Origin of the sequence: Rhodococcus sp. BP-349 (assembly GCF_019835845.1) — a bacterium.
Lineage (GTDB): Bacteria > Actinomycetota > Actinomycetes > Mycobacteriales > Mycobacteriaceae > Rhodococcoides.
Genome location: NZ_JABUDR010000001.1, coordinates 70186 through 94480, shown reverse-complemented (window position 1 = coordinate 94480; position 24295 = coordinate 70186). Strand labels below are relative to the sequence as shown.

At 69.2% G+C, this 24295-nt stretch carries 30 protein-coding genes; 13 read left to right on the top strand and 17 right to left on the bottom strand.

Annotation, left to right across the window (positions count from 1 at the left end; translation table 11 throughout):
• The first annotated feature begins 70 nt into the window (after positions 1-70).
• Positions 71-2266, top strand: coding sequence for an EAL domain-containing protein (locus HQ325_RS00425; RefSeq protein WP_222626255.1), 2196 nt, complete (start codon positions 71-73; stop codon positions 2264-2266).
• 4 nt (positions 2267-2270) lie between these two features.
• Here the strand turns inward: HQ325_RS00425 and HQ325_RS00420 are convergent, their stop codons facing one another.
• From HQ325_RS00420 to HQ325_RS00385, 8 genes are all read right to left on the bottom strand, one after another.
• Positions 2271-2534: a lipopolysaccharide assembly protein LapA domain-containing protein gene (locus HQ325_RS00420; protein ID WP_222626254.1), complete on the bottom strand. Its 264-nt coding sequence runs from the start codon at positions 2532-2534 to the stop codon at positions 2271-2273.
• Between the two features lie 215 nt (positions 2535-2749).
• On the bottom strand, positions 2750-2920 hold the full coding sequence (locus HQ325_RS00415; RefSeq protein ID WP_027506598.1) for a CsbD family protein: 171 nt from the start codon (positions 2918-2920) through the stop codon (positions 2750-2752).
• Between the two features lie 108 nt (positions 2921-3028).
• The gene (locus tag HQ325_RS00410) at positions 3029-3718 is read right to left on the bottom strand and encodes a ZIP family metal transporter (RefSeq protein WP_222628704.1); all 690 of its coding nucleotides are present in this window, start codon (positions 3716-3718) and stop codon (positions 3029-3031) included.
• A 67-nt stretch (positions 3719-3785) separates the two neighbouring features.
• Positions 3786-4085: a DUF202 domain-containing protein gene (locus tag HQ325_RS00405; RefSeq protein ID WP_222626253.1), complete on the bottom strand. Its 300-nt coding sequence runs from the start codon at positions 4083-4085 to the stop codon at positions 3786-3788.
• Entirely contained in the window at positions 4082-4435 is a 354-nt protein-coding gene (locus HQ325_RS00400) for a DUF202 domain-containing protein (RefSeq protein WP_308014198.1), read from the bottom strand. The genes HQ325_RS00405 and HQ325_RS00400 overlap by 4 nt, the downstream gene beginning before the upstream one ends.
• A 45-nt stretch (positions 4436-4480) precedes the next feature.
• Entirely contained in the window at positions 4481-4858 is a 378-nt protein-coding gene (locus HQ325_RS00395; protein ID WP_204869587.1) for a DUF5313 family protein, read from the bottom strand.
• The gene (locus tag HQ325_RS00390) at positions 4855-5325 is read right to left on the bottom strand and encodes a MarR family winged helix-turn-helix transcriptional regulator (RefSeq protein WP_222626251.1); all 471 of its coding nucleotides are present in this window, start codon (positions 5323-5325) and stop codon (positions 4855-4857) included. The genes HQ325_RS00395 and HQ325_RS00390 overlap by 4 nt, the downstream gene beginning before the upstream one ends.
• Before the next feature lie 324 nt (positions 5326-5649).
• Complete coding sequence (locus HQ325_RS00385; RefSeq protein WP_222626250.1) at positions 5650-6234, bottom strand: hypothetical protein; 585 nt, start codon at positions 6232-6234, stop codon at positions 5650-5652.
• 158 nt (positions 6235-6392) lie between these two features.
• Here HQ325_RS00385 and HQ325_RS22715 point away from each other — a divergent pair, with 158 nt between their 5' ends.
• Both HQ325_RS22715 and HQ325_RS00375 read left to right on the top strand, forming a co-directional pair.
• Positions 6393-7097: a response regulator transcription factor gene (locus tag HQ325_RS22715; protein ID WP_308014197.1), complete on the top strand. Its 705-nt coding sequence runs from the start codon at positions 6393-6395 to the stop codon at positions 7095-7097.
• Positions 7094-8470, top strand: coding sequence for an ATP-binding protein (locus HQ325_RS00375; protein ID WP_027506591.1), 1377 nt, complete (start codon positions 7094-7096; stop codon positions 8468-8470). The genes HQ325_RS22715 and HQ325_RS00375 overlap by 4 nt, the downstream gene beginning before the upstream one ends.
• Here HQ325_RS00375 and HQ325_RS00370 read toward each other — a convergent pair.
• Positions 8454-9701, bottom strand: coding sequence for a multidrug effflux MFS transporter (locus HQ325_RS00370; RefSeq protein ID WP_222626249.1), 1248 nt, complete (start codon positions 9699-9701; stop codon positions 8454-8456). The genes HQ325_RS00375 and HQ325_RS00370 overlap by 17 nt on opposite strands.
• Before the next feature lie 41 nt (positions 9702-9742).
• Between HQ325_RS00370 and HQ325_RS00365 the strand changes: the two genes are divergently transcribed.
• The 4 genes from HQ325_RS00365 (at position 9743) to HQ325_RS00350 (ending at position 12384) form a co-directional block, all read left to right on the top strand.
• Positions 9743-10219, top strand: coding sequence for a MarR family winged helix-turn-helix transcriptional regulator (locus HQ325_RS00365; RefSeq protein ID WP_081821386.1), 477 nt, complete (start codon positions 9743-9745; stop codon positions 10217-10219).
• 37 nt (positions 10220-10256) lie between these two features.
• Entirely contained in the window at positions 10257-10796 is a 540-nt protein-coding gene (locus HQ325_RS00360; protein WP_051613550.1) for a thioesterase family protein, read from the top strand.
• Positions 10797-10862: 66 nt separating this feature from the next.
• Positions 10863-11621: a molybdate ABC transporter substrate-binding protein gene (modA, locus tag HQ325_RS00355; protein WP_222626248.1), complete on the top strand. Its 759-nt coding sequence runs from the start codon at positions 10863-10865 to the stop codon at positions 11619-11621.
• Positions 11503-12384: an NAD(P)-binding domain-containing protein gene (locus HQ325_RS00350; RefSeq protein WP_308014337.1), complete on the top strand. Its 882-nt coding sequence runs from the start codon at positions 11503-11505 to the stop codon at positions 12382-12384. Before modA ends, HQ325_RS00350 begins: the two co-directional genes overlap by 119 nt.
• A 6-nt stretch (positions 12385-12390) precedes the next feature.
• Here the strand turns inward: HQ325_RS00350 and HQ325_RS00345 are convergent, their stop codons facing one another.
• Genes HQ325_RS00345 through HQ325_RS00335 form a run of 3 tightly spaced genes read right to left on the bottom strand, consistent with a single transcriptional unit; the run spans position 12391 to position 15298 of the window.
• A complete protein-coding gene (locus HQ325_RS00345) occupies positions 12391-12966 on the bottom strand; it encodes a DUF6518 family protein (protein ID WP_222626247.1) in 576 nt (191 codons plus the stop codon).
• Positions 12951-13748 carry an enoyl-CoA hydratase-related protein gene (locus tag HQ325_RS00340; RefSeq protein WP_222626246.1) on the bottom strand — a complete coding sequence of 266 codons (798 nt, stop codon included), beginning with the start codon at positions 13746-13748 and terminating at the stop codon, positions 12951-12953. The genes HQ325_RS00345 and HQ325_RS00340 overlap by 16 nt, the downstream gene beginning before the upstream one ends.
• Complete coding sequence (locus HQ325_RS00335) at positions 13745-15298, bottom strand: acetyl-CoA acetyltransferase (RefSeq protein WP_222626245.1); 1554 nt, start codon at positions 15296-15298, stop codon at positions 13745-13747. The genes HQ325_RS00340 and HQ325_RS00335 overlap by 4 nt, the downstream gene beginning before the upstream one ends.
• A 44-nt stretch (positions 15299-15342) precedes the next feature.
• Here HQ325_RS00335 and HQ325_RS00330 point away from each other — a divergent pair, with 44 nt between their 5' ends.
• The gene (locus HQ325_RS00330; RefSeq protein ID WP_222626244.1) at positions 15343-15954 is read left to right on the top strand and encodes a TetR/AcrR family transcriptional regulator; all 612 of its coding nucleotides are present in this window, start codon (positions 15343-15345) and stop codon (positions 15952-15954) included.
• On the opposite strand, the gene HQ325_RS00325 is transcribed toward HQ325_RS00330, so the two are convergent.
• Complete coding sequence (locus HQ325_RS00325; RefSeq protein ID WP_222626243.1) at positions 15951-16802, bottom strand: SDR family oxidoreductase; 852 nt, start codon at positions 16800-16802, stop codon at positions 15951-15953. The two genes, HQ325_RS00330 and HQ325_RS00325, sit on opposite strands and share 4 nt — an antisense overlap.
• Positions 16803-16887: 85 nt before the next feature.
• Between HQ325_RS00325 and HQ325_RS00320 the strand changes: the two genes are divergently transcribed.
• On the top strand, positions 16888-17781 hold the full coding sequence (locus HQ325_RS00320) for an amidohydrolase family protein (RefSeq protein ID WP_374107173.1): 894 nt from the start codon (positions 16888-16890) through the stop codon (positions 17779-17781).
• Here HQ325_RS00320 and HQ325_RS00315 read toward each other — a convergent pair.
• Entirely contained in the window at positions 17759-18169 is a 411-nt protein-coding gene (locus HQ325_RS00315; RefSeq protein ID WP_222626241.1) for a VOC family protein, read from the bottom strand. The two genes, HQ325_RS00320 and HQ325_RS00315, sit on opposite strands and share 23 nt — an antisense overlap.
• A 110-nt stretch (positions 18170-18279) precedes the next feature.
• Between HQ325_RS00315 and HQ325_RS00310 the strand changes: the two genes are divergently transcribed.
• Positions 18280-19272, top strand: a complete 993-nt coding sequence (locus tag HQ325_RS00310) for a YafY family protein (RefSeq protein WP_222626240.1) — start codon at positions 18280-18282, stop codon at positions 19270-19272.
• A complete protein-coding gene (locus HQ325_RS00305) occupies positions 19269-20123 on the top strand; it encodes an LLM class flavin-dependent oxidoreductase (protein WP_222626239.1) in 855 nt (284 codons plus the stop codon). The genes HQ325_RS00310 and HQ325_RS00305 overlap by 4 nt, the downstream gene beginning before the upstream one ends.
• Here the strand turns inward: HQ325_RS00305 and HQ325_RS00300 are convergent.
• Positions 20099-20977, bottom strand: coding sequence for an alpha/beta fold hydrolase (locus HQ325_RS00300; protein ID WP_222626238.1), 879 nt, complete (start codon positions 20975-20977; stop codon positions 20099-20101). The genes HQ325_RS00305 and HQ325_RS00300 overlap by 25 nt on opposite strands.
• 70 nt (positions 20978-21047) lie before the next feature.
• Positions 21048-22301 carry a CdaR family transcriptional regulator gene (locus HQ325_RS00295; RefSeq protein WP_222626237.1) on the bottom strand — a complete coding sequence of 418 codons (1254 nt, stop codon included), beginning with the start codon at positions 22299-22301 and terminating at the stop codon, positions 21048-21050.
• 134 nt (positions 22302-22435) lie between these two features.
• Here HQ325_RS00295 and HQ325_RS00290 point away from each other — a divergent pair, with 134 nt between their 5' ends.
• Both HQ325_RS00290 and HQ325_RS00285 read left to right on the top strand, forming a co-directional pair.
• Positions 22436-23227, top strand: coding sequence for an SDR family NAD(P)-dependent oxidoreductase (locus HQ325_RS00290; RefSeq protein WP_056443169.1), 792 nt, complete (start codon positions 22436-22438; stop codon positions 23225-23227).
• Positions 23228-23303: 76 nt separating this feature from the next.
• Positions 23304-23939, top strand: a complete 636-nt coding sequence (locus HQ325_RS00285) for a dihydrofolate reductase family protein (protein ID WP_056443168.1) — start codon at positions 23304-23306, stop codon at positions 23937-23939.
• 3 nt (positions 23940-23942) lie between these two features.
• Here HQ325_RS00285 and HQ325_RS00280 read toward each other — a convergent pair whose 3' ends face one another.
• Positions 23943-24254 carry a DUF2834 domain-containing protein gene (locus tag HQ325_RS00280; protein ID WP_051613569.1) on the bottom strand — a complete coding sequence of 104 codons (312 nt, stop codon included), beginning with the start codon at positions 24252-24254 and terminating at the stop codon, positions 23943-23945.
• Between the last annotated feature and the right edge of the window lie 41 nt (positions 24255-24295).

The window sequence follows — 24295 nt, the reverse complement described above, 5'->3', positions numbered from 1 at the left end:
CCGGCGTTCTCTGGATACCCGAGTGAATCGGGCCGGAGACGCCGGTCGTTTCCCATTTCGGAGGTCGTTCGTGGCGCCCGACGGCCTGGACCCCGCCCTTCTGACGGGTCTGTTCGAGAACGCACCCGAGTTGGTCTCGCTCTCCGCACTCGACGGCCGCATCCTCCACATGAACCCTGCGGGTCTCGACCTCGTCGGGGCAGCGTCGCTCGACGCCGTCCGCCGCCTGACCACGGCCAACTTCTTCTCCGACGTCGGTCTGCTGGCCGCTCCCGACGTGGAACGCTCGTTGCACACCACCGGCCGCTGGCAGGGGGCCGGTGAACTTCGACGTCTCGACACCGGCGAAGCGGTACCGGTGTCCATCTCGACGTTCCTCGTGCCCGCGGGTGAGCACGACGAGACGGTGATCGCGTCGATCATCCGTGATCGACGGCTGCGGACGAGTCACGAGAGCGCCCTGACCGACGTCCTGGAATCAGCTGCCTACCGCGCTCGCGAGCAGAGTGCCATCGGGCTGTTGGGGCGCCTCGCGGTCGACGGTGATCTGGCGACGATTCTGGACGCGACCACCAGCGCCGCCTCGTCGTTGATGGGTACGGAATGCGCGTCGATCGCGCGGTTCGACGAGGGCCACACCACCCTGCGCGTCGTCGCCTACAGCGGGGCGGGCGAGCGGCCCGAGGTGTTCGGCATGGGTACCCGCTCGGCTCCGGGCTTCGCCCTCGCCTCCGGCGCGATGGTCACCTGCTCCGACGCCCGGGCCGAAACGCGGTTCGACACCACGATGATGCGCTCGCGCGGACTGCTCAGCACCGTCTGCGTCCCGTTCGACTCCACTCCCCGTCCGGGCGTGCTGGCCGTGCACAGTGCGGTGCCGCGGGAGTACACGGAGCGGGACATGGCGTTCCTGAGGACGGCCACGGACATTCTGGTCGCGGCGATCCGGCGCATCGAGCTCGAGAACGAACTGCGGTACCGGTCGCTCCACGATCCGCTGACCGGCCTCGCCAATCGAGCGCTCGCGTATCGCCGTATCGACGAGGCCGTCGCTCGCGCCGTGGACGCCGAGACCACAGTCGCGGTGCTGCTGGCCGACCTCGACGACTTCAAGACGGTCAACGACAGCCTCGGACACGTGAGTGGGGACGCCGCGCTGATCACGTTGGCGCGCAAGCTCGAACGCACGGTGGCGGTCGGCGACACGGTGGCACGGCTGGGCGGCGACGAATTCCTGGTCGTGTGCGACCACGTGGAGGACGAGGCCGATGCACGGAGCCGGGCAGCGCGCATCTCGACAGCGTTGGCCACGATCGATCCGCAGGGCGATCAGCCCATCCCGTTCAGTGCGAGCATCGGGATCGCCGTGGCCGGTGACGACGAGCCCTCCGCACAGGAGATGGTGCGCCGAGCGGATCTGGCCATGTATCGCGCCAAGGGCACGGCACCGGGGACCACGGACGTGTACGACGTGCGCGACCGCTACGAGGCCGATCGCGTGTTCCGGCTCGCCGCGGACCTCCGGCGATCTCTCGTCGACGGTGAACTGCGGCTCGTCTACCAGCCGATCGTGGACCTCGCGACGGGCACGATCATCGCCGTGGAGGCCCTGGCGCGCTGGGACCACCCGACACTCGGCAGCGTGCCACCGCGTGAGTTCGTCGCGGTCGCGGAACGCACCGGCGTGGTCGGGCAGCTGGGTCTGTGGGCGCTCGAGACCGCGTGCACGGACGCGGTGCGCTGGCCCGAGGACGTCTCGGTGCGCGTGAACGTGAGCGCTCACCAACTCAACGATCCGGAGTTCGTGCAGTCGGTCCGACGCACGCTCGACAGGACCGGACTGCCGACGACGCGTCTCGGGTTGGAGATCACCGAGACGGTGTGGGTGAAGGAGAACGCGCGCGTGGCCACCACTCTCGACGCGCTGCACGCGATGGGGGTGTCGTTGGCACTCGACGATCTGGGAACCGGCCACAGCAGCATCGCGTACCTGGACCGCTATCCGATCTTCGACTGTCTCAAGATCGACGGGTCGTACGTCAACGCGCTTCCCGGGGCGAGACCACACGCCATCGTGGCCGCGATCGTGTTGCTGGGCACTGCATTCGGAGTGGACGTGGTCGGTGAGGGCATCGAGACCGCCGAGCAGGTCGAGGCGTACCGCGCATGCGGCGGCCGCCTCGCACAGGGCTTTCACCTGGCGCGACCGATGCCCGCCGCGGCGATCGGACGACTCCTGCTGGAGGGCGTTCGATCGCCGCGGTGACGCGCTACTTGACGGCGCGGCGTACCCGGATCGCGCCCGAGATGGTCCAGGCGATGACGGCACCGATGACAGCGGCACCGAGGAGTGCGACACCCTGGGCCAGATCGAAGTTCCACCCGATGAAGTTGATGGTCGTGTGCACGGTGTTCTGGAGGATGAAGATCACCAGTGCGATCGTGAGGAGCAGCGCGATCAGGAGGGACAGCTTCGAGACGAAGCCTCCGGCGCGGCGACGTCCAGTGTGTGCGTGGGTGGTGGTGTCGGTCATGGTGGTGCCTTTCGCGATGTCGCCGGTCCTGGCCGGCGATCGAGTGAGCGGATGCTCGAAGGAGTGATGGTCCGCGGACCCGCGGAGGAAACATGTCCGGTCGGTCGGTCGGTTCGAGCGAGGTGTGCGTCGAACCCGACAGTGTCCGGACACACCACGGGCGGCGATGGACCCGCTGAGGGTCCGGCGCCGCCCGGGTGTGGAGTGGTGCAGTCTTACTTGAAGGTGTCCTTGACGTTCTCGCCGACCTTCTTCACGCCGGCCGAACCCTGGTCCTTCTTGCCCTCGGCCTCGAGGTCCTTGTTGTTGGTGGCGTCACCGACAACTTCCTTGGCCTTGCCGATGGCGTCTTCTGCTGCGTTCTTTGCCTTGTCGACGATTCCCATGGTGAATCCTTTCGCTCGGAGCGACGGCGGGTGACCATCGCGTTCTGAAAGGTGAGTCGAGGCCCGGCGCGGAAAGCGCACGTCTGTGAAGAGTGATCCCGGTCACAGCTATCCGCCGAGTGCGAACGCCACGAGAAAGCCGAGCGCCGTGGACATGCCCACCCACCATCCGCCGTCCTTGTAGGCCTCGGGCATCAGGGAGTCCGCGAGCACGGCGAGCGTGGCACCACCGGCGAACGCCTGGACCGTCGAGATACCGACCTCGGGGACGGCGTCGGACAATCGGTAGCCCAGGACGGTGACCACCACGAGCACGACAGCCGTGGCCGTCCACAGGCTCATCGCACGGGCCGCGGAGAAGTCGTGTCGGTCCCGCATCAGCGACGCACCACCGACAGCCTCCGGAACGTTGCCCACCGCGACCGCCACGAGGAGCACCAGCCCGCCACCGGTCGTCAGGGAGACACCCAGCGCGGTGTTCTCCGGGACACCGTCGAGGATCGTGCCGAGCATCAGAGCCCACCCGATCGCTGCGGGCCCGAGCTTGTTCTCGATCACACGGTTTGCCACGACGTACACGCCCGCGCCCAGGAACAGCGCCGCGCCCGCGACGAGGATGCCGGCCTGCCGGAACGCCGGCTCGAACAGTTCCGACGACACGGCGGCGATCATCGTTCCGGCACCGAAGGCCATGAGCCCGGCCAGCACCCGCTTCGGCAGCGTCCACCGCAGCCCGATCGCCGCGCCGATCACCAGGGGAAGCGCCGTGCCGATGCCGTACAGGGCGGCGGTCAGCATCTCGATCGTCTCGTCACCGACGCGGAGTACCCCGGTCCGCACCGTCGAGTCATCCGATGACCTGCACTCACAGACCCAGCGCGGTGACCACTGCCAGCAGGACGACGACGACGGGCAGGACGACGAGCCTGCGTACGGCACCGGGAAGCACGTCCCGGTCCATGCCGTCGACGAGTCGGGAATGGGTCCTCGTCGAGAACACGACGGACACCATCGGAAGCGCGGCGCACAGCACCGCGATCGCGACGAGCGGCGGATGATCTCGCACCGCACGCGCGACGATCAGGGCCGTGACCGCCGTGGTCAGTGCGGTCCGGACGCGGGCGAGCGTGGTGCGCTCGGCCTGGAGCCCCGGGGCCTCCGTCACAGATACAGACCCACCGCGAACGCCACCACGGCGATCACCAGTGCGCCCGCGAGCAGCGCCGCAGCAGCAGGAAGAGGAAGCGAAGCCCTACGGCGCATGGCCGTCTCGATACGGACCCAGCGTACGAACGACCCGACGGCCAGCACCGCCGCGAGTGCGAGCAACCCCAGGACGAGGGTGGTTCTCAGCCACGGAGGCAGCAGATCTCCGCCGAACGCTTCGAGTGCCGCGGCCGTGGCCACGAGTCCGAGCGACGTCCTGATCCACGCCAGGAACGTCCGCTCGTTCGCGAGCGTGAATCTCGGATCGGGGTCACTGCCGTCGCGCAGTCCGGTCGGCCACAGTCGCACGGCACCCACTCTCGTCGGCGACGGTCCTCGGGGCCACAGCGGGTGTCAGCGGTTGGGGTGCCAGCGCTCGTACGCGCGGCGCTCGGCCTCGTCGCGCGCCACCTTCTTCGGGTTCTGCAGGTCCGGGGACAACCCGTGCGCTTTGAGACGACGGCGACGGTTGGGCTCCATGTACGCGGCGGCGTAGAACAGCGCGAGCAGCACGGCCAGCAGGATCATCGCGCCGCGCAGCCACAACTCACCGGGGAACAGCAGGAACGCCGCGAAGATCGGGAGGAACGGCACCATGCTGCGCAGCAGATGACGCGGAACCGCACGATCACCGATCAGGTCCTCACGCACCCACGCCTGCATGGACAGGGGCAACGTGCGGCCGAACGAATAGCCGATCCACTGCAGCGGCCCCGGGCGAGTCCTGCTCATCGTGTGCTCCTCCGCTCGGTCGACAGTGCACCGGCCGCGACGGCCGCGGTGTTGATCCGGGTGAGCACCGCGTGCAGTTCTTCGAGCTCGCTCACGTCGACACCCAGAGATTCGATGACGGTGCCCGGTATGGACTCCGCCGAACCCCGCAGCTGCCGTCCCTGGTCGGTCAGGTCGATCACCAGCCTGCGCTCGTCGGTGTCGCTCCGGCGCCGGGTCAGCAGGCCGTCGGCGTCGAGCCGCTTGAGCAGGGGCGTCAGCGAGGCGGGTTCGAGTTGCAGAGCCGACGCGATCTCCCCTGCCGACATCGGTGCCCGCTCCCAGAGGGCGAGCATGACGAGGTACTGCGGGTGCGTCAGTCCGAGCGGTTCGAGAATCGGCCGGTAGACCGAGAGCACCGCGCGGTTGGTGACGGCCAGGGCGAAACACACCTGACGGTCGAGCGCGAGGGGGTCGGTGGTGGTCACGGTTCAATCGTACGCTGATAGTGAGAGTACGTAGTGTTCGATGCCTCACGGTTGGGTGGTCGCGTTGCTGCCGGCCGGGGGTAGGCGCTGTGGGCGATGTGCACACCTTCCTGCAGGTGAACACCCACTGCGGCCGGCTGAACGGGGTGCACGCCGCTCGAACCCGTGCGGAGCGAAGGGCAGCGCTGATCGTGGACGGTCAAACCCGCAGAGCGGTGGCAGAAGTCCACGATTCCGTGCTGACGGGTCGGGCACCGGGCGATGCACGCCGCTCGAACCCGTGCGCGTGGTGCCGGTAACCCGCGCCGGCACCACGCGAGACGATCAGGGTGTGGGGGCCTCGCACTCGGCCGGTGCGGGAGCACCCTCGGGTGCAGTGGCGCCAGGCGCTGCGCCCGGACCCTTACCCGCAGGCCCGTGACCGGCCGGACCACCATGACCGGGGCCCGCCGGGCCACCGTCAGGACCGCAACCGGGCGCAGGCAGAGCCGGCGCGCCCTCGGGGGCAGCCGGTGCACCCTCAGGCGGGGTCGGGGCGCCCTCGGGCGGGGTCGGAGCATCCTCACCCGCTGCAGGCGGGGTCGGTGCACCCTCCGGCGGGGTCGGAGCGTCCTCGCCCGGAGCAGGCGGAGTGGGAGCGCCCTCCGGCGGGGTCGGAGCATCCTCACCCGGCGCAGGCGGGGTCGGCGCACCCTCCGGCGGGGCCGGAGGCGTCGCGCACGTCGCACCGGCGTCGGGTGCCGCAGCGTCGGGTGCCGGCGTTGCGGGCGCCGAGGCGTCGGGCGCCGCGCTCTCGGAGACCGGCGGCGCCTCGCCCGGGCCGTCGGCGGACGCGGTTCCCACTGCTCCGAGCAGCAGCCCACCGGCGAGCACTGCTCCGGCGATCAGTCGGCCTGTCCTGACACGCATGACTCTTGTCGACATTGTCGTCCTCATCTCTCGTCGGCACCGGGCGGCGCCGTTCGTGAGGTCGACACTCGATCGTGGACCTGAAGCCTGCCTGAAGTCGCGGCGATCAGGGCCTCGTCTTCAGCAAGTCTTCAGCTCGGGACCCGCATAGTGGTGTCGTGACCGAACGGCGACCCGCAGCGACACCGCGAATTCTCGTGATCGAGGACAACGAGACGTTGCGGCTGTCCGTGTCCACCGCGATCGCGGACCTGGGTGCCGACGTCCGGTCCGACGCGGACGGTTCCGCGTTCGAGGCCGCACTCGCGAACCATCGACCCCACCTCGTGGTCCTGGACATCATGCTTCCCGGCCGAGACGGACTCGAGCTGCTGCGAGTCGCGCGCCGCAGCAGCGACGCGGCGGTGCTGATGCTCACGGCGCGCGACTCGGTGTCCGACCGCGTCACCGGGCTCACCGCCGGTGCGGACGACTATCTGGTGAAACCGTTCGCGATGGCGGAGCTCCTCGCCCGCGTCACCGCCGTACTTCGTCGACACGGCGCGGTTGCCACCTCGATCGAGTGCGGAGACGTGTCGGTGGACACCGAATCGGGCGACGCCACTCGGGGCGGCAACGCCCTCAACCTGACGGCCACGGAGTGGAAGTTGCTGTCCTACCTCGCCGCTCAGCGCGGGCGGACGGTGTCCAAGACCCAGATCCTCACGCAGGTGTGGGGCTACGACGCGTACGACGAGAACCTGGTCGAGGTGCACATCAGCGCGCTGCGGCGCAAGCTCGAGGAGTTCGGCCCGCGCATCCTCCACACCCGGCGCGGCATCGGCTACGTGTTGGCCGCCGACACCGTGAGTCCGACGGCATGACGACCCCACCCCGTCGCGGTCTCCGCACCGGATCTCTGCGCCTGCGATTGCTGGTGTCGGTGATGTCGGTGGTGCTCGTCCTGCTCGTCGGCATCGTCGTGGCGACGACGGTGTTGCTGCAACGCCAGCTCGAGGCCTCGGCGGGAGACAGCCTCGCCGGCCGCACCGCCACCGCGCAGCAACTGCTGGACAACGGTGCCGATCCCACCGAGATCGTCTCCGCCACACAGGGAGAGAACGTGGCGGCGCAACTGGTGACGACGGACGGCCGTATCGTCGGCGACCTCGCGCTCCGAGCGACGACACCGCCACCCGCACTACGCCCCCCGACGACGCCGGGAGACGGTCCCCCGCCGGGACCCCCACCGGGCCCGGAGGAGACGAGGCCGACGCGGGTCTCGACGACAACCCTGACCGACGGATCGGTTCTCACGGTCGCCGTCGACACGTCCTCGATCGACGCGGTGCAGCGGCAGCTGCTCGTGGTGCTGATTCCGTTGGTGCTCGTCGCGTCGGCGGTGGCGGCACTGCTCATGGCGGTGGTCGTCGGCGCATCGCTCCGACCGTTGCGCAGCATGACGGCACTGGCCCGCTCGATCACCCGGGGTAATCGCGGTGATCGACTCGCTCCCACCCGGTCGGACACCGAACTGGGTGAGACCGCAACGGCATTCGACGAGATGCTCGACGAGCTCGAAGGAGCCGAGGCGCGCGAGCGTGCCACCGCCGATCGCACACGGCAGTTCGTCGACGATGCTGCTCACGATCTGAGAACGCCGGTCGCCGGGATCTCCGCCGCCGCCGAGACGCTGCTGCGGGGCGGCGTCGACACCGAGCGCGACGTGCGGGAACGACTGCTGGCGTCGATGATTCGTGAATCACGCCGCGCATCCCGGCTGATCGACGATCTGCTGATGTCGGCGCGCACCGACGACGACGTGGAGTTGGATCGGCATGACCACGACCTTCTCGCTCTGGCCCGTGCCGACGCCGACCGGGCGCGGCTGCTCGCACCGGACTCGACCGTCGTGGTGACCGGCGAGAGCGTGGTCGCGCCGGTCGACGCCGCACGACTTGCTCGAATCCTGGCCAACCTCACCGACAACGCGTTGCGCCACGGACCGCCGGACGGCGTCGTCACCGTCGACGTGCGCGACGCCGGTACCACCGCGACGATCCGGGTGTCCGACGAAGGACCGGGCATCGGCGCTCAGGATCGCGAGCGGATCTTCGACCGGATGGTGCGGCTCGACAGCGCCCGCACGTCGGAGGGATCCGGACTCGGTCTGACCATCGCCCGGACCTACGCACGGGCCCACGGCGGTGACGTCGTGTACGACGGCACCGCCTTCGTTCTCAGTGTGCCTCGGTGACCGACTGCTCTGCGGCGGAACGGGTTCCGAGCACCACCCCCCCGAGGCCGATGATCGCGCTGACGAGCATGGTGACGGCCATGGGCACCGCGGTGCCTTCGCCGCCGAGTCCCACCAGCGGCGAGATGACCGCGGCGAGGCCGAACTGGGCCGCGCCCATGACGGCCGATCCCGTGCCCGCGGCCCGGCGCGCCTCTCCCAGTGCGAGAGTCGTCGCGTTGGCGATCACCAGACCCAGGCTGGCGACGGCGAACCACAGCAGTACCAGGGTCGCCCACAGGTAGGGCCCGACCACCGCGTCGACGACGAGCAGCGCCGAGAACGCGACCATCGAGACGAGACCGATGCGCAACAGCGCTTCCGGACGGACGCGGTCGACGAGCTTGGCGTTGGCACCACTGGTGACGACGATGCCGAGTGCGTTGGCCGTGAAGGCGATGGAGTACCACGTCGTCGAGAGCCCGTGCACCTCCTGCAGCACGAAGGGCGATGCGGAGATGTAGGCGAACATGACGCCGAAGCCGAAGGCGAACGCGCCCGCATAGCCCAGGAATCGCTTGTTGGACAGCACCTCCCGTGCGTCCGCGATCATGGCGGAGAGTCCGCCCGTGCTGCGGAGCTCGGCGGGATGACTCTCCGGCAGGAGTGCGAGCACACCCACGAACATCAGGACGGACACACCGGCGAGCACCCAGAAGACGCCGCGCCACCCTGTCAGACCGATGACCGCACCGCCGAGCAGCGGGGCGATGACGGGAGCGACTCCGTTGACGAGCACGAGGAGGCTGAACAGTTTGGCGGCCGCCGCGCCGCGTGCACGGTCACTGATGACGGCGCGGGAGAGAACGACGCCGGCGGCGCCGGTGAAGCCCTGGAGGAACCGGAACACGGTGAGCCACTCGACGGTCGGAGACCACGCGCACAGGATGGTCGCGATGATGGACACGAAAGTGCCCACGAGGAGCAAGGGGCGTCGACCGAAGCGGTCGGACAGCGGCCCGATCACCAGGTTGCCGATCGCGAGACCGACGAGAAACGTCGTGAGGGTCAGCTGGATCGCCGTGGCGCTGACACCGAACTCCTCGGCCATGCGGGGGAATGCCGGCAGATACATGTCGATGGACAGGGGCGCGACGGCGGCAAGGAGCGCCAGCATCGCGATCACGCCGGACGCCACCGGCCGCGCGGCGGTCGAGTCGACGATGTCGCCGGACCGAGTGTCGACGCTCATCGGGTGGCCTCCGTATTGGATATAACTTTATACATACTCACATGAGTAGAATGTCAGTCATGGCGTCCGGAAGTCCAGTGAGCGAGTCCGATGTGATCGACATCGCCCGCGAGGTGCGGGCTCTCGTGTGGTCGCTGCGCCGATTCGGCGAACGACAGTCCGGACTGCCCGCCCTCCCCCATTCCGAACTCGAGGTTCTGCGTGTGGTGGTCAGCCACGAAGGGACCACCGTCTCGGACGTCGCCCGCATGCTGGGCCTGCACAGCAGCAACGTCAGCACGACGGTGCGACGTCTGATCGACAAGGGGCTGCTCGCGCGGGACACCGATCCCGGTGACAGACGGTCGAGTCGGCTGCATTCCACCGCCACGGCACGTCGACACGGTGAGATGATCGACGACGTGTGGATCGACGCCGTCGGACGCCGACTCGCGGCCATGTCAGCGGAGGATGCGGCTCTGCTCACCCGTGCCGCGCCTCTCCTCGCGCACCTCACGTCCATGCCGACCGAACCCTGACGACTCCGCGGGGCGACCGAACCGTCATAGTGACGCCATGCTGATGTCGCTCCGCCTGCTCCGACAGATGGCGCCGTGGCGCACGGGACGCGGGCCGGTACGGGTCGACCCGACCCGTACGTGGTTCCGCGTCGCACCGTCCGATCTAGACGTGCTGATGCACATGAACAACGGTCGATACCTGTCCGTCCTCGACGCGGGTCGAGTCGACATGTTCGTGCGCGGTGGCCTGTGGCGAGCCCTGCGTGGACGCGGGTGGCATCCCGTCGTCGCGTCACAGACCATCACGTACGTCCGCTCCCTCACCCTGTGGACGAAGTTCTCGGTGTCCACCCGCTTCCTCGGTGTCGACGCGAAGAACGCCTATCTCGAACAGATCTTCGACGTCGACGGACGTGTCCACGCGACCGCGATCGTCGCCCTCAGGTTCCTCGACGACAGCGGATCCTCGGTACCGACCGACGACATCGTCGCCCTGTTCGACGGCGATGCAGCCCCACTTCGCCGCCCGGACGCAGAGATTCCGCTCGGCCGACGCACTCAGCATCTCGTGGTCGCCGCATTCGAGGACGTCTGACCCCTCCGGGCGCGCATGCTCCTATATGGTCTCGTTCTAACCGCATCTGCGGCGAAAGGAGCCGACATGGTCACGACGAGGATCGCAGTGCTGGGGTGCGCGGCGGTGGTGGCACTGTCGCTCACGGGGTGCTCCTCGCCCGGACCGGCCGAAGACGGCATCACCGTGTTCGCTGCCGCGTCGCTGAAGGCGTCGTTCACCGAGCTGGGTGAGCAGTTCGAGCAGACCCGCCCGGGTACCACCGTGACGTTCACGTTCGCGGGGTCGTCCGATCTGGTGTCCCAGTTGTCGCAGGGTGCGCCCGGGGACGTTCTGGCCTCGGCGGACACGATCACCATGGACAAGGCACGGGACGCCGAGTTGATCGACGGTGACCCGGTCACGTTCGCGACCAACACTCTGACGATCGTCACTCCGCCGGGCAACCCCGCCGGGATCGGCTCGTTCTCGGACCTGGCGACGTCCGGGGCCACGGTCGTCGTGTGCGCGCCGCAGGTTCCGTGCGGTGCCGCCACCGAGAAGATCGAGACGGCCGCCGGGGTGAGCCTCACCCCTGCCAGCGAGGAATCGTCCGTGACGGACGTTCTGGGCAAGGTCACGTCCGGTCAGGCCGATGCCGGCCTGGTCTACGTCACCGACGCGGCCGGCGCCGGTGACGCCGTCGTCACCGTGCCGTTCCCGGAGGCGTCGGGCGCGGTGAACTCCTATCCCATCGCCGCACTGGCCGACTCCGGCGCACCGGACATCGCGAGCGCCTTCGTCGACTTCGTCTCCGGTCCCGACGGACGGAAGGTGCTGGCCGACGCCGGGTTCGGCGCGCCCTGAGAGACCGCCGCTGCGCCGAGGATCCGCCGCCACGGGGGAATCATTCCCGCGCGGACGGGGTTGGCCGAACGAGACGTTCGTTGCACGACCGAAGGAGAAGCACGTGAAGATCGGCATCATCGGAGCAGGCGACATCGGCGGAACCCTGACCCGACGGCTGCGCGCCGTGGGCCACGAGGTTGCCGTCGCCAACTCTCGGGATCCGGAGACCCTCGCGGACCTGGCGTCCGAGACCGGCGCCACCGCGGTCTGGGCGAAGGACGCCGCGACCGACGCGGATCTCGTCATCGTCAGCATCCCGCAGAAGAACACGCCGGACCTCGCGTCCGGCATCCTCTCGGCCCGCAAGCCCGGTGCTCCCGTGATCGAGACGAACAACTACTACCCGCAGCAGCGGGACGGCAAGATCGACGCGATCGAGGACGGCACACCGGAGAGCGTGTGGGTCTCGGAACTACTGGGCGAGCCGGTCGTGAAGGCATTCAACGGAATCTGGTGGAAGCACCTCCTGAACAAGGGCGTCCCGGCCGGCACCGAGGGCCGCATCGCGCTGCCGATCGCCGGCGACGATGCCGACGCCAAGAAGATCGTGTCCGCCGTCATCGACGAGATCGGCTTCGACGTCGTCGACGCCGGATCGTTGGCCGACTCCTGGCGCCAGCAGCCGGGTACACCCGTGTACGGCAAGGACTTCGGAGTCGACGCGACGGTCGATGCGCTGGCGCAGGCGACCCCGGAACGCACCGCGGAGTGGAAGGCCTGACACCCCTCAGGTGGTGAGCACCGCGTCGTAGGCCCAGTAGGCGCCGAACAGCGCACCCGCCACCGCGGCGGCACCGAGTCCCGCACGGACTCGTGTCGCCGCGGTGCGGCAACACGCCGTCACGAGGATGCCCGCCAGCGCGGCTTCCACGAACCAGTGCGGACCGCCGACCACGACAGTCCCGTACACGGCCTCACCGAGCACGATCCCCGCCATGACCACCGTCCCGCTCACACGGCGGTCACGCCCGACAGCAGCACCGGCTGCGCCGCACACCGCCCCCGCACCGAGTCCGACGAGGACGAAGACCAGCACTTCCCGCACGGTGATCACGTTCGGCGACAGCAGGATCCACACCAGGACGAGCGCGAGCATCGACGCGACTCCGACTGCCACACCGCGTCCGTGCGGGGACCGGGCCGCCACCGCGAACGGCACCAAGCCCCACAGCGCACTCGTGTTCACGAGCGCATCCCACGGCGGCGGCACGATGGTGAACAGAACCACGAGGGCCACACCCGCAGCGGACCCGAGCGCGGCCGCCGCGACGAGACGTCGTGCGCCGATCAGCTCCCGGTCCACCGGGGTTCGCGCTTCTCCATGAACGCCATGATCCCCTCGACCGTGTCGGAGGACGTGGACAACTGCGCGAGCGCGCGGTCGGTCTCCTCCCATGCGGCCGCTTCGGACGGGATGCGCCCGTCGACGATGCCCCGGGCGATGACCTTGCTGGCGCGAATCGCGAGAGGCGCTCCCGCCGCGATGGTCTCCGCCAGCCTAAGCGCCGTGTCGAGAACGGCGTCCGGTTCCACCACACGATTGACGAGTCCCCACCGCGCCGCGTCGTCTGCACTCATGGGCTCACCGGTGAGGATCAGTTCCATCGCGATCGCTCGCGGGATCGCGTCGACCAGCCGGAAGAGTCCGCCCGCTCCCGCGATCAGCCCGCGATGTACCTCGGGAAGCCCGAATCGTGCAGTGGTGGAGGCGATCACGACATCACCGGACAGCGCGATCTCGGTCCCACCGCCGAGTGCGTTCCCGGTGACCGCGACGACGACAGGCGTGGAGATCGGGTGCTTGGTGACGCCGGCGAAGCCCCAGTGTGCCGTCTCCGGAGGGGTCACGCCGTCGGGACCCCGCGTGCCGAGTGCCTTCAGATCGGCTCCGCCGCAGAAGGTGCCGGAGCCCGCCGCCGTGAGCACGACGGCACGGATCGACTCGTCGCCGTCCGCCAGTTCCCACGCCTCGCCCAGCAGGGTGTGCACCTCTGCGTTCACGCTGTTGGCCGCGGCGGGGCGGTTCAACGTCACCAGCAGCACGTGTCCGCGCCGTTCCGTGAGAACCACGTCCTGATCGCTCATGCCCGCACTCCCCTGCCGTTCGCCATGATCGAGTCGAGGGTGATGTCCAGGTTCCCGCCCTCGTCCACCACGTCGATCGTGAGGCCGACCGGTGAGACGTCGCGGTCGGTGACCACTCGATGAAGCGCCGCCGCGGCGTCCGCCCCGGTACGACCGGCGATGCGGTCACCCTCGGGTGTGCGGGCGATGACGAGCGCCTGTTCCGGTTCCCCGCCGCGCCCGAACATGACAGTCGCCGTCTCGACGATCGCGCGACCGCTGTGGCCGTGCGTCACGGGTACCGCTGTCGCCGACACGCTCACCGCATCGGGGTTCCCGACGTATCCGGCCTCGTGCGGATCGGTCGACAACAGGATGGTGTGCTGGTGGGTGAGGTAGCCGCCGTTCGCATGCACCATCGCGATCGCCGGAGCGCGTCCGCCGCGGGACTGTCGCAGCAGCCGGGTCGATTCCGCGACCGCGTGCAACGAGTAGCTGCTGAGCGGCCCACCGAAGAACGAGTGGCCGCCCAGGACCGTGGGAGTGGCATCCGACGACAGTCCCAGCTCGTCCATCAACAGGAGAGGGACGACGGGAAAGCAGCTGTAGGCATCGACGAAGGTGAGATCGGCACCCGCGACACCCGCCGCGGCGAGGGTGGTGCGCACCGCCGCGCGGAGCGCCGGTGAATGATCGAAGGTGCTGCGCGCCATGATCTCCGGGGCATCGGACGCACCGGCGCCGCCCCACAGGTACACGATGCGGTCCTCGTCCACCCCGGCCGCGCGCGCTGCCGCCAGCGAACACACCAGCACCGCGGCGGCCTGGTCGACGAACGGCATGGCGTTCATGGCGAGGGGATAGCAGTCGGACACCGCGCGGTTCGACGCGTCCACGCCGGCGATGTCGTCGGGCGACCGCTCGACCGGACTCCACGCGACCGGATGTCGCGCCGCGACAGCGGAGAACCGCGAGTACAGCTCTGCCGACGCCGTCAGTGACTCGCTGGGTCGCAGACCGAGACGGTCGGCCCGAGCGCGGTCGAACAGCGGATAGATCTGGACGGGGGCGAGGATGCCCGCTCGCTGCATCTCGGCGCTGCCGAGGTCGTCCGGTGCGAAGGTCGGCGGGCCGCCCGGTGCGACGGCCCAGCCGAGCTCGACGGGATCCGTTCCGGCTTTCGTCAGTGCTCGCACGGATGCCTGCGTCTCGCCGCCGACGACGAGTGCCACGGAGCTGCGACCGGCGGCGATGTCGTGCCCCACTCGGTCCATCAGGCGCGCGGGGTGGTGACCGCCGATGGTGCTGGTGGACCGCGTCGGCGCGGATGCCCCCAGCCGTGCTGCGATCAGAGCCGGGAGATCGTCGTAGTTCCAGCTCGTCGTGCGCACGGCGTGGATCGCGTCCACCGCGGCGCCGAGCGCCGACGTTCCGCTGTCGTCGAGCGCAGCACGGACCGCGCGCAGCACGAGCTCCATCGGCTCCACGGGGTCGGCCGCAGCGCCGGCGCTGCCGGACACGACATCGCCCACACCCACGACGACCGGAATGCGGTCTGCTTCCTGTGACATGGGATCACCTTATTACAGACACCAGTTGTCTGTAATCTGATGGCATGGAGTCGACCGACGGCACGGCGCGACGGGGGCGGCCACGCGACCCCGCCATGGAATCGCGGGTGTACGACGCCGTCGTGGACGTGTACTGGCGCACCGGGTGGGCGGGATTCACCATCGATGCCGTCGCCAAGAGCGGTGGCGTGGGCCGCGCGGCGATCTACCGTCGGTGGCCCACCAAGGAGGCACTCCTCACCGGGGCCCTGGAGACCGTGCTCCCCCTCGTCGACCCCATCGACACCGGCACCCTGACAGGCGATCTCACGGAGCTGGCTCGTCAACTCCTGCGGGGCTATCGAGACTCCTCGGGGCTCATCGCCGTACGCGTGGCCCTCGACGCCCGCGTGTATCCCGATCTCCTCGAGGCGCTGACCGCCACCATCAGCACGAGCAGATTCGTCGCGACCCGAGACATCGTCCGCCGCGCCGTGTCCCGCGGCGAGTTACCGGAACACGTGCGGACCACACTGCTGCTCGAGATGCTCACGGGCGCCGTTCTGAGCCGAGTGTTGTTCGCACACGATGCGACCGAGGCGCCGTCCGCCGCCACCGCGGACGACACGTACATCGACGGACTGGTCGACGCGGTGCTGGCGAGCGTGCGCCGCTAGCGCGTCGACTCGGGAGCGGACGACTGCCCGCGCGCCCTGTCCTCGTACGCGCGACGCCGTTCCGCGTCCACGTCGCCGAGGAAGATCTGCTCGGATCCGAAACGGCGACTGACGAACTCACCGAGTCGGCGCGGCATGAAGCGCTGGCTGACGACGATCGCGCCGGCGGAGGCCGGGATGCGCACCTTGGGTCGCGGCTTCTCGACGAGCCGGACCACCGCCTGTGCGATGTCCTCGGGTTCGGCTTTCTTCATGAAGGGCACGTCTCTCGTTCCCGCTGTGAGTTCGGTGTTGACGAACCACGGCAGGACCAGGGAGAACTCGACGCCGGAGGATCGGTACTCCACCCTCGCCGCCTCGGTGAACGCGATGACCGCAGACTTGCTGGCGCAGTAGGTGGCCAGGCCTGGCGCCACCGTCTCGCCCGCCATCGAGGCGATGGAGACGACGTGTCCGCGCCGTCTCGGCACCATGCGGTGCAGCGCCGACTTGGTGCCGATGATGACTCCGTGCACGTTCACGTCCATGATCCGGCGTGCCACCGCGTCCGGCTCGTCCGTCAGCGCCCCGACCGGCATGATTCCGGCGTTGTTGACCAGGACGTCGACCGGGCCCAGCTCACGCTCGACGCGGTCGAGGAAGGCGTCGAAGGACGCCGGGTCCGTGACGTCCAGTGCTCCGTGCAGGTGCACCCGCGCGGACTCGGCCCCGGCGGCGAGGGCGTCCGCGTCCACGTCTCCGATCGCCACCCTGGCGCCGGCGGCGACCAGCGCGCGCGCCGTCGCGAGGCCGATTCCCCGTGCGCCACCGGTGATGGCGATGACTCGTCCCTGCAGTGATCCCGTCATCGTCTTATTACAGACACGCAGTGTCCGCAAAGTCAAGGGTCCGGAGTGCCGTCGCGGGCGCGCCGGCGATGCGAGGATCGATCCCGTGCAGAACCGTGACGACGACATCCGCCGGGTCCACCGAGTGCTCGACGACCTCCGCCTCGAGTCACTGGTGGACGTGCACACGCATTTCATGCCGCACAGCGTTCTGGCCAAGGTGTGGAACTACTTCGACTCCGTGGACGACCGCCTCGGTACCGCGTGGCCGATCGAGTACCGCGTGGACGAGGACGAACGCACCGACCTGCTGCGCAGGTACCGGGTAGGGACGTTCACGTCCCTGCTGTACCCGCACAAGCCCGGCATGGCGGAGTGGTTGAACGGGTGGGCCGCGGAGTTCGCGGACCGGACACCCGACTGTGTACGCACCGCCACCTTTCACCCCGAACCGGACGCTGCTCGGTACGTCCGTGCCGCCGTCGAGGACGGGGTCGGAGTGATGAAATGCCATGTGCAGGTGGGGAACATCGACGTCCACGATCCGTACCTGGACGACGTGTGGGCGGTTCTCGACGACGCCGCCGTACCCATCGTCATCCACTGCGGATCGGGACCCGAACCCGGTCGCCACACCGGACCGGACCCGATCCGCGCACTACTGCGCCGCTTTCCGACACTCACCCTGCTGATCGCGCACATGGGCATGCCCGAGTACGAGGACTTCCTCACCCTGGCCGAGACGTTCGACAACGTCGGGCTCGACACCACGATGGTGTTCACCGATTTCACCGAACAGCTCGCGCCCTACCCGCGATCGGCGTTGCCGCGCCTGCGCGACCTGCAGGACAAGATCGTGTTCGGCAGCGACTTCCCCAACATCCCCTACTCGTACGCGCACGCGGTCGAGAGCGTGGTCGGCCTCGGACTCGGTGACGACTGGTCCCGCGCTGTGCTGCACGACAACTGGGCACGGTTCAGCCGCCGTACGGCACCATGACGTCGATGATCCAGACGACACCGAAGCGGTCGGTGAGTTTGCCGTACAGCGGGGAGAACACCGACGGACCGAGTTCCACCTCGACGGTCGACCCCGCGGCGAGCGCCGTCCAGTAGCCGGTGATCGCGTCGGTGTCGGTGCTGCGCAACGAGAAGTAGAAGGCGTTGCGGCCCGCGTCCCGCACGAGGTCGTGCTGCACGTCGTAGGCCATCACGTGGAAGCCGTCCGGCGAGGAGACCTGGCCCCACACCACCTGGTCGGCCTGATCTGGGCTCGTGTCGCCGTACGGGACCACGACGAGATCGCCGCCGAACACCGAGTGGTAGTACTCGAGCGCGGCGCGCGCGTCGCCGTCGAAGTTCAGATGCAGGGTGCTGGTCACGGTCATGGGGTTCTCCTCATGGGTGGTCTCTCGCGGGCGGTGATCACCGCCTGCGGACCCACTGTGTCGGTCGAAGCGGCCAGTTTCTGTCCGCTACTTCGGGCAGTATCGGCGGCATGCCCGCACCCTCGTCCCGCATGCTCACGCTGCTGTCGTTGCTGCAGCACCGACGGGACTGGCCGGGCGAGGAACTGGCTCGGCGACTCGAGGTGAGTCCGCGCACCGTCCGGAGGGACGTCGACCGGCTCCGCGAGCTGGGGTACGCGGTGTCGTCCGCGAAGGGGCCCGACGGGGGCTATCGCCTGGACGCGGGCGCCGACCTTCCGCCTCTGCTCTTCGACGACGACCAGGCGGTGGCACTCGCCGTCGCCCTCGGCGGTGCCACGTCACTCGGCGTGGACGTGGCCGAGCCTGCCGCCCGAGCTCTCGCCACCGTGCGTCAGGTGCTCCCGAGCAGGTTGCGCCACAGACTCGACCGCGTGGCGACGACGCCTCCGCCCGAGTCCGCGCCTATGGTCGACAGCCGAACACTGCTGGCGGTCGCCGGTGCGGTCGGCACCGAGGCACTGCGGTTCGCATACACATCCCCGTCCTCCGAGTCCTCGTCGCGACACGTCGAGCCCTACGGCGTCGTGACCGCGCGGGCGCGGTGGTACCTGGTGGCATGGGATCTGGCGCGCGACGACTGGCGCATCTTCCGACTCGATCGCATGGTGCTGCGCCCACCGACCGGCCGACGCTTCACACCGCGGCCCGTCCCGGGCGGATCCGCCGGTCGCCTGCTCCAGGCGCGACTCCGCGGATCGGAGACGGGTACCTGGCCCTGCGTCGGCGAGGCGGTCGTCCGCCTGCCGGCCGAGGCGCTGCGGCCGTTCCTCACCGAGTCGGACGAGTCCTTGGAACACGTCGACGCAGAGCGGTGCCGCGTGACGGTCGGCTCGTGGTCGTGGGTCGCCGTGGCCGCGTCCCTCGCACGGTTCGACGCAGACCTCGAGGACGTCTCCCCGCCCGATCTCGTGACGGCGATGGCCACGGTCGCGGCACGTCTCCGCCCAGAACGACGCGACGCGCCCCCGGCGGGCGCTCGATCTGCTACGACTGACTCGTGACGAGACTCGGCATCGTGTTCACCCCCGCCCACGACCCTGCCCGGCTGATCACGGCCGCACGCGCCGCGGAAGAGGCGGGACTCCACGAGTTCTGGCTGTGGGAGGACTGTTTCAGCCACGGTGGGCTGACGACCGCGGCCACAGTGCTGGCGAGCACCGAGCGCATCCAGGTCGGCCTGGGACTCATGCCCGTGCCGCTGCGCAACGTCGCCCTGTGCGCCATGGAGGTCGCGTCGCTGCATCGACTGTTCCCCGGCCGGTTCCTCGCCGGTGCCGGACACGGCGTACAGCACTGGATGAGGCAGGTTGGCGCCCGCGTCGCGTCTCCGATGACATTGCTGGACGAGTACTCGACCGCTCTGCAGGCGCTGCTGCGCGGGGAGGAGGTCACCGTCGACGGCCGGTACGTCTCCCTCGATGCCGTGCAGCTGCAGTGGCCGGCGCCCGACGAACCGTTCTTTCTCGGCGGTACCGGTCCGAAGACGCTGCGCTACGCGGCATCCCACTCGGACGGCACCTTGTTCGCGGCCGCGATGTCGGACGACGAACTGGCAGCCTCGTGTGCCGAGGTGGTCGCAGCGCGGCGCTCCGCCGACCATCGCATCATCGCCCCTCGACTGGTGGCGGTGGGCGCCGGCGCGGACGACCGCATTCGCGACGAGGTCGCGCGCTGGGGCAAGTCCGATGCGAGCGGGCTCGCGGTCACCGGCGGCGCGGCGGAGGTGGCGGACGAGGTCGCCCGCCTGGGGCACCTCGGCATCACGACGGTCGTCGCCCACCCCACCGACGACGAGCCCGATCTCGAGGGGTTGATCGAGGTGCTCGGTCAGACGGCCGCGGGGGTGCACTGAGCACCCGACGGAACGCGATGTGCGGCGAGGAAGTCGAGGAGCACGGGAGCGAAGGACGACGCATTCTCGAAGAACGGGAAGTGGCTGCCCCCTTCAGCTCTGGTGAAGACGCGAAGTTCGGCGCCGGGGATGCGGTCGGCAGTCCAGGCCTGAGACGCGGTCGACACGTGGCTGACCTCGCCGCCGATCACGAGGGTGGGAACGTCGATGCCCGGCAACACGTCTCGCCAGTCCTGCATGATGTGATCGAACAGGAGCCGCGCACCCCACGCGGCCGGCATCCGAAGGTTCTCCCGGTAGAGCCACTCCATATCGTCGGCTCCGATGTCGGGGGAGAGCATCGACACCAGGAACGCGTGGCGGATGGCGTCGCTCTCGGGAGAGGTCAGCGATGCCACGAAAGCGTCGGCACCGGCGACGTCCAGGATCGCACCCGCATCCCTGCCGTCCTCGGCCGTCATCCACGGCAGGACGGCGCAGGCGCTCGGCTGGTCCACGACGACGAGGGAGTCGACGCGGGACGATCCGTGAGTGTCCAGGTAGCTCCACGCGACCGAGGCCCCTAACGAGTGTCCGACCAGGCACGCTCGATCCACCGCGCGGGCGTCGAGAACCTCGTGCAGATCGGCTGCCAGCCGCGCGACGCGCGCGCCCGTCGCCGGCTTGCCCGACAGTCCGTGACCACGGAGGTCGAAAGACACCACCCGATGAGTGGGAGTGAGCAAGGGAATGACGCGGTCGAACATCGCCCGCGACTGCGACCATCCGTGGACCAGCACGAGGGTGTCACCGGTCGATCCGGGACCGCTGTCTCTGACGTCGAGCGCACACCCGTCGCTGGTGGTGACCATCATCGTTCCGGCTCCTCGGGTCCGTGCCGGCGAAGACACCGACGGTGCGAGTGTCGCGCCGGAGTGACCTGTATCACCACCTACGCCCGTCGGGATGCGCGGTCGCGGGATCCTCGTTCTGTCGGAACTGCGAGGTCAGGTCATGCAGGTGTAGTCCCAGATGAAGCTGCAGCCGATCCCGTCCCGAGTCGAGATCGAGCGACGTGATCTCCCGTATACGGTCCAACCGGTAGTAGAGCGACGTCCGATGCATGTGGAGTTCGGCAGCCGTCCTCGCGACGGAGCCACCGTGGTCGAGGAACGACCGCAGCGTCGACGTCAACCGTCCCGACGGGTCCATGTCCATGAGGCGGCGCAGCGGTAACGGGACGGATTCCGGGACCATCACCTCGGCGGGGAGCTCGAGCAGCACCGCGTCCACTCCGAGGTCGTCCCAGAAGACGATGTCGCCGGACGGGGCTCGTGACGCGATGTCCGCGCGGTGGCGAGCACGCCACGCGCCGGTGCGCCCCTCGGTCGAGGTGCCGACACCGACGGCGCAGCGATAGGAGCCGGCCCCCAGCACCCGATCGAGGCCCTCCGCCACCCGGCGGACGTGCTCGAGGATTCCCGCACGAGTCGGAACCACCTCCGACGTGAGCAGAAGGAGCGCGCGGTCGTCGTCCACCAGGTGCTGCGCCGTGGTGCCACGTGTCCGTGCCGCCATGTCGACGGCCACCTGCAGCGCCGTCGCGACCGAGGCATCCGGTGTGCCCAGCGCGGTGACGGTGAACGACACCACGGTGACGCACGCCGCCCCCGCGCCCCCGTTTCTCACGAACCACGCCTCGGCGGCGCGCCGAGCGGCCTCGTGTCTGCCGAGGAGATCGCGCAACGCTGCCGTCCGCTCGACGGAGTCCTCGCCGGATGCGATGGAGCCCGCATGCATCACGGATTCGACGTCCCGGCTCACCTTCTCGATGTGCCGGATCTCCCCCGGAGTGAGGGAACCGTCGGCATCGATGACCATGAGGAAACCGAGCAACCACCCCGGTCCGTGCAGCGGCACACACAGCCGCGCGGTCAGGCCCAGGTCCGGGCTCGCCTCGAGGACGTGCGCCCCATGCCACCGCCCCGCGCCACGCGACAGAACGTAGCGGCCGACGTCGGCACCGGCGTCGCGTTGCAACACCGCGCGGACGCGCACGGCATCCTCGTCACCGAAATGCCTACTCGCACAGATCAAGCGGACTGCCGGGTCGTCGACCACGACCGACCGGCCGAGATGTTCGGCGAGAGCGTCGATCAGCTTCAGGAGGCGAGCATCGACGCTCGGGGTGCCCGTCATGGATGTCAGCCTCGCAGTTCTTCCTACAGATGGTGGAAGTTTCACGCCGACGCTCGACGCGGCGCGCTGGTTCGAGGGCCTACCACTCGACGACCATCGAGAGGTCACGTTCGTTCTCGGAATCCGGAGCCGCCATGCCACCGTCACTGTCCGGCCGTGTGGTGCTCGTGTTCGGCGCTGGGTCCAGCGGTACAGCCATGAGCAACGGCCGCGCCGCCGCACTCGCCTATGCCAGGGCCGGGGCGACGGTGGTGGCGATCGACCGGGACCGCGCCGAGGCCGAGCTGACGACGAAGGAGATCGTGAGCGACGGAGGACGAGCGATGGCGATCGCGGCGGACATCACGGACGAGGACGGCGTTCGCGACGCTGTCGACGCCGCCGCACACGCCGTCGGGCCGCCCACGATCCTGCACAACAACGTCGGGTCGGTGACCACCGGGCAGGTCACCGACCTGAGCATCGACCGATGGAACGCCGCGCTGTCGCTGAATCTCACGGGGGTGTTCCTCACCTGCAAGTACACGATTCCGTGGATGCTCTCGGAGGGGGGCGGCGCGATTGTGAACGTCTCCTCGCTGGCGAGCATCCGGTACACCGGGTACTCCTATCCCGCCTACGCTGCCGGGAAGGCCGGAGTGAATCAGCTGACCGTGGCATTGGCGCTGGAGTACGCCGCGTTCGGTGTCCGGGTCAACGCGATCCTGCCGGGGCTGATCGACACACCCCTGGTCTCGCACACCCTGGTGGACGACGCGTCTCGCGAGACCGCACTGGCCGCCCGCCATGCCGCGAGTCCGACCGGACGGATGGGCACGCCACAGGACGTGGCCAATGCGGCTGTCTTTCTCGCCTCGGACGACGCGGCCTACATCAACGGGGTCTGCCTCCCCGTCGACGGTGGCCTGGCGGCGAGGAGCGTGTGAACCTCGACAGCCCTCCGCGATGACTTCCGCACCGCTCGGTGGTCCATCTCGTCACACGCAACCGAGGAGTGACGCCATGGGAACGATCACCATCGAGATGTTCGCGACGCTCGACCTCGTCGGGCAAGCTCCCGGCGGACCCGACGAGGACCCGGACGGGTTCCCGTTCGGCGGCTGGCAGGCGCCGCTGATCGACGACGTCACCGGCGCGCAGATCGATGCGGCCTACCGCGGCACCGATGCGCTCCTGCTCGGGCGACGGACGTACGACATCTTCGCGTCGTACTGGCCGCATCAGCAGGGCGGACCGGACGACGGCATCGCGAGTCTCTTCAACGGGATTCCCAAGTACGTCGCCTCGCGCGATCCGCGCACGCTCGACTGGGCCGGATCCTCGGTACTGGGCCCGGATCTACCGACCGCTGTGCGCGAGATCCGAGAGCGGCATCAGGACATCAAGGTCGTGGGGAGTCTCGATCTGGTGCAGACACTGGTGCGGGAGCGGTTGTTCGACCGCCTCGACCTGTGGCTGCACCCCATCGTGCTGGGTGTCGGTAAGACGGTGTTCGACACCGGCGCCCTGCCGACGAGCCTCGCCCTCGTTGCCCCACCGCAGGCGAGCCCGGGCGGCACCGTGTTCCTGCAGTACGCGCTGGCGGACGGCACACCCGGCACCGGGGACATGAGCGCCCCGGAGCGGGGCCGCCGGTGATTCTCAGCCCGCGAGTCGGACCGTCCGCGCGCGCACGGCGAGGAAGAACGGGATCGCCGAGCCGATACCCACACCGAACGTGAGGAGCACCGTGACCAGCCACCACCGGACGATGCCGAGTCGCCGCGCCTCGGGCAACGCCCAGACGTGGAAGGCGATCACCACGAGGATGAGATCCACCATCGCGAACCGTCCGGGCACGGTGGACCAGATCTTCCCGACGAAGAAGTCGGCGGCGGATCGTGTCCCGTGCTTCCGGACGTAGGGCAGGGCGATCGCGTTCTGCGCGACACCCGCCACTGCCGCGAGGGCCATGAGTCTTCGTTCGTCCGACGTCGTCACCGATGCTCCGTTCG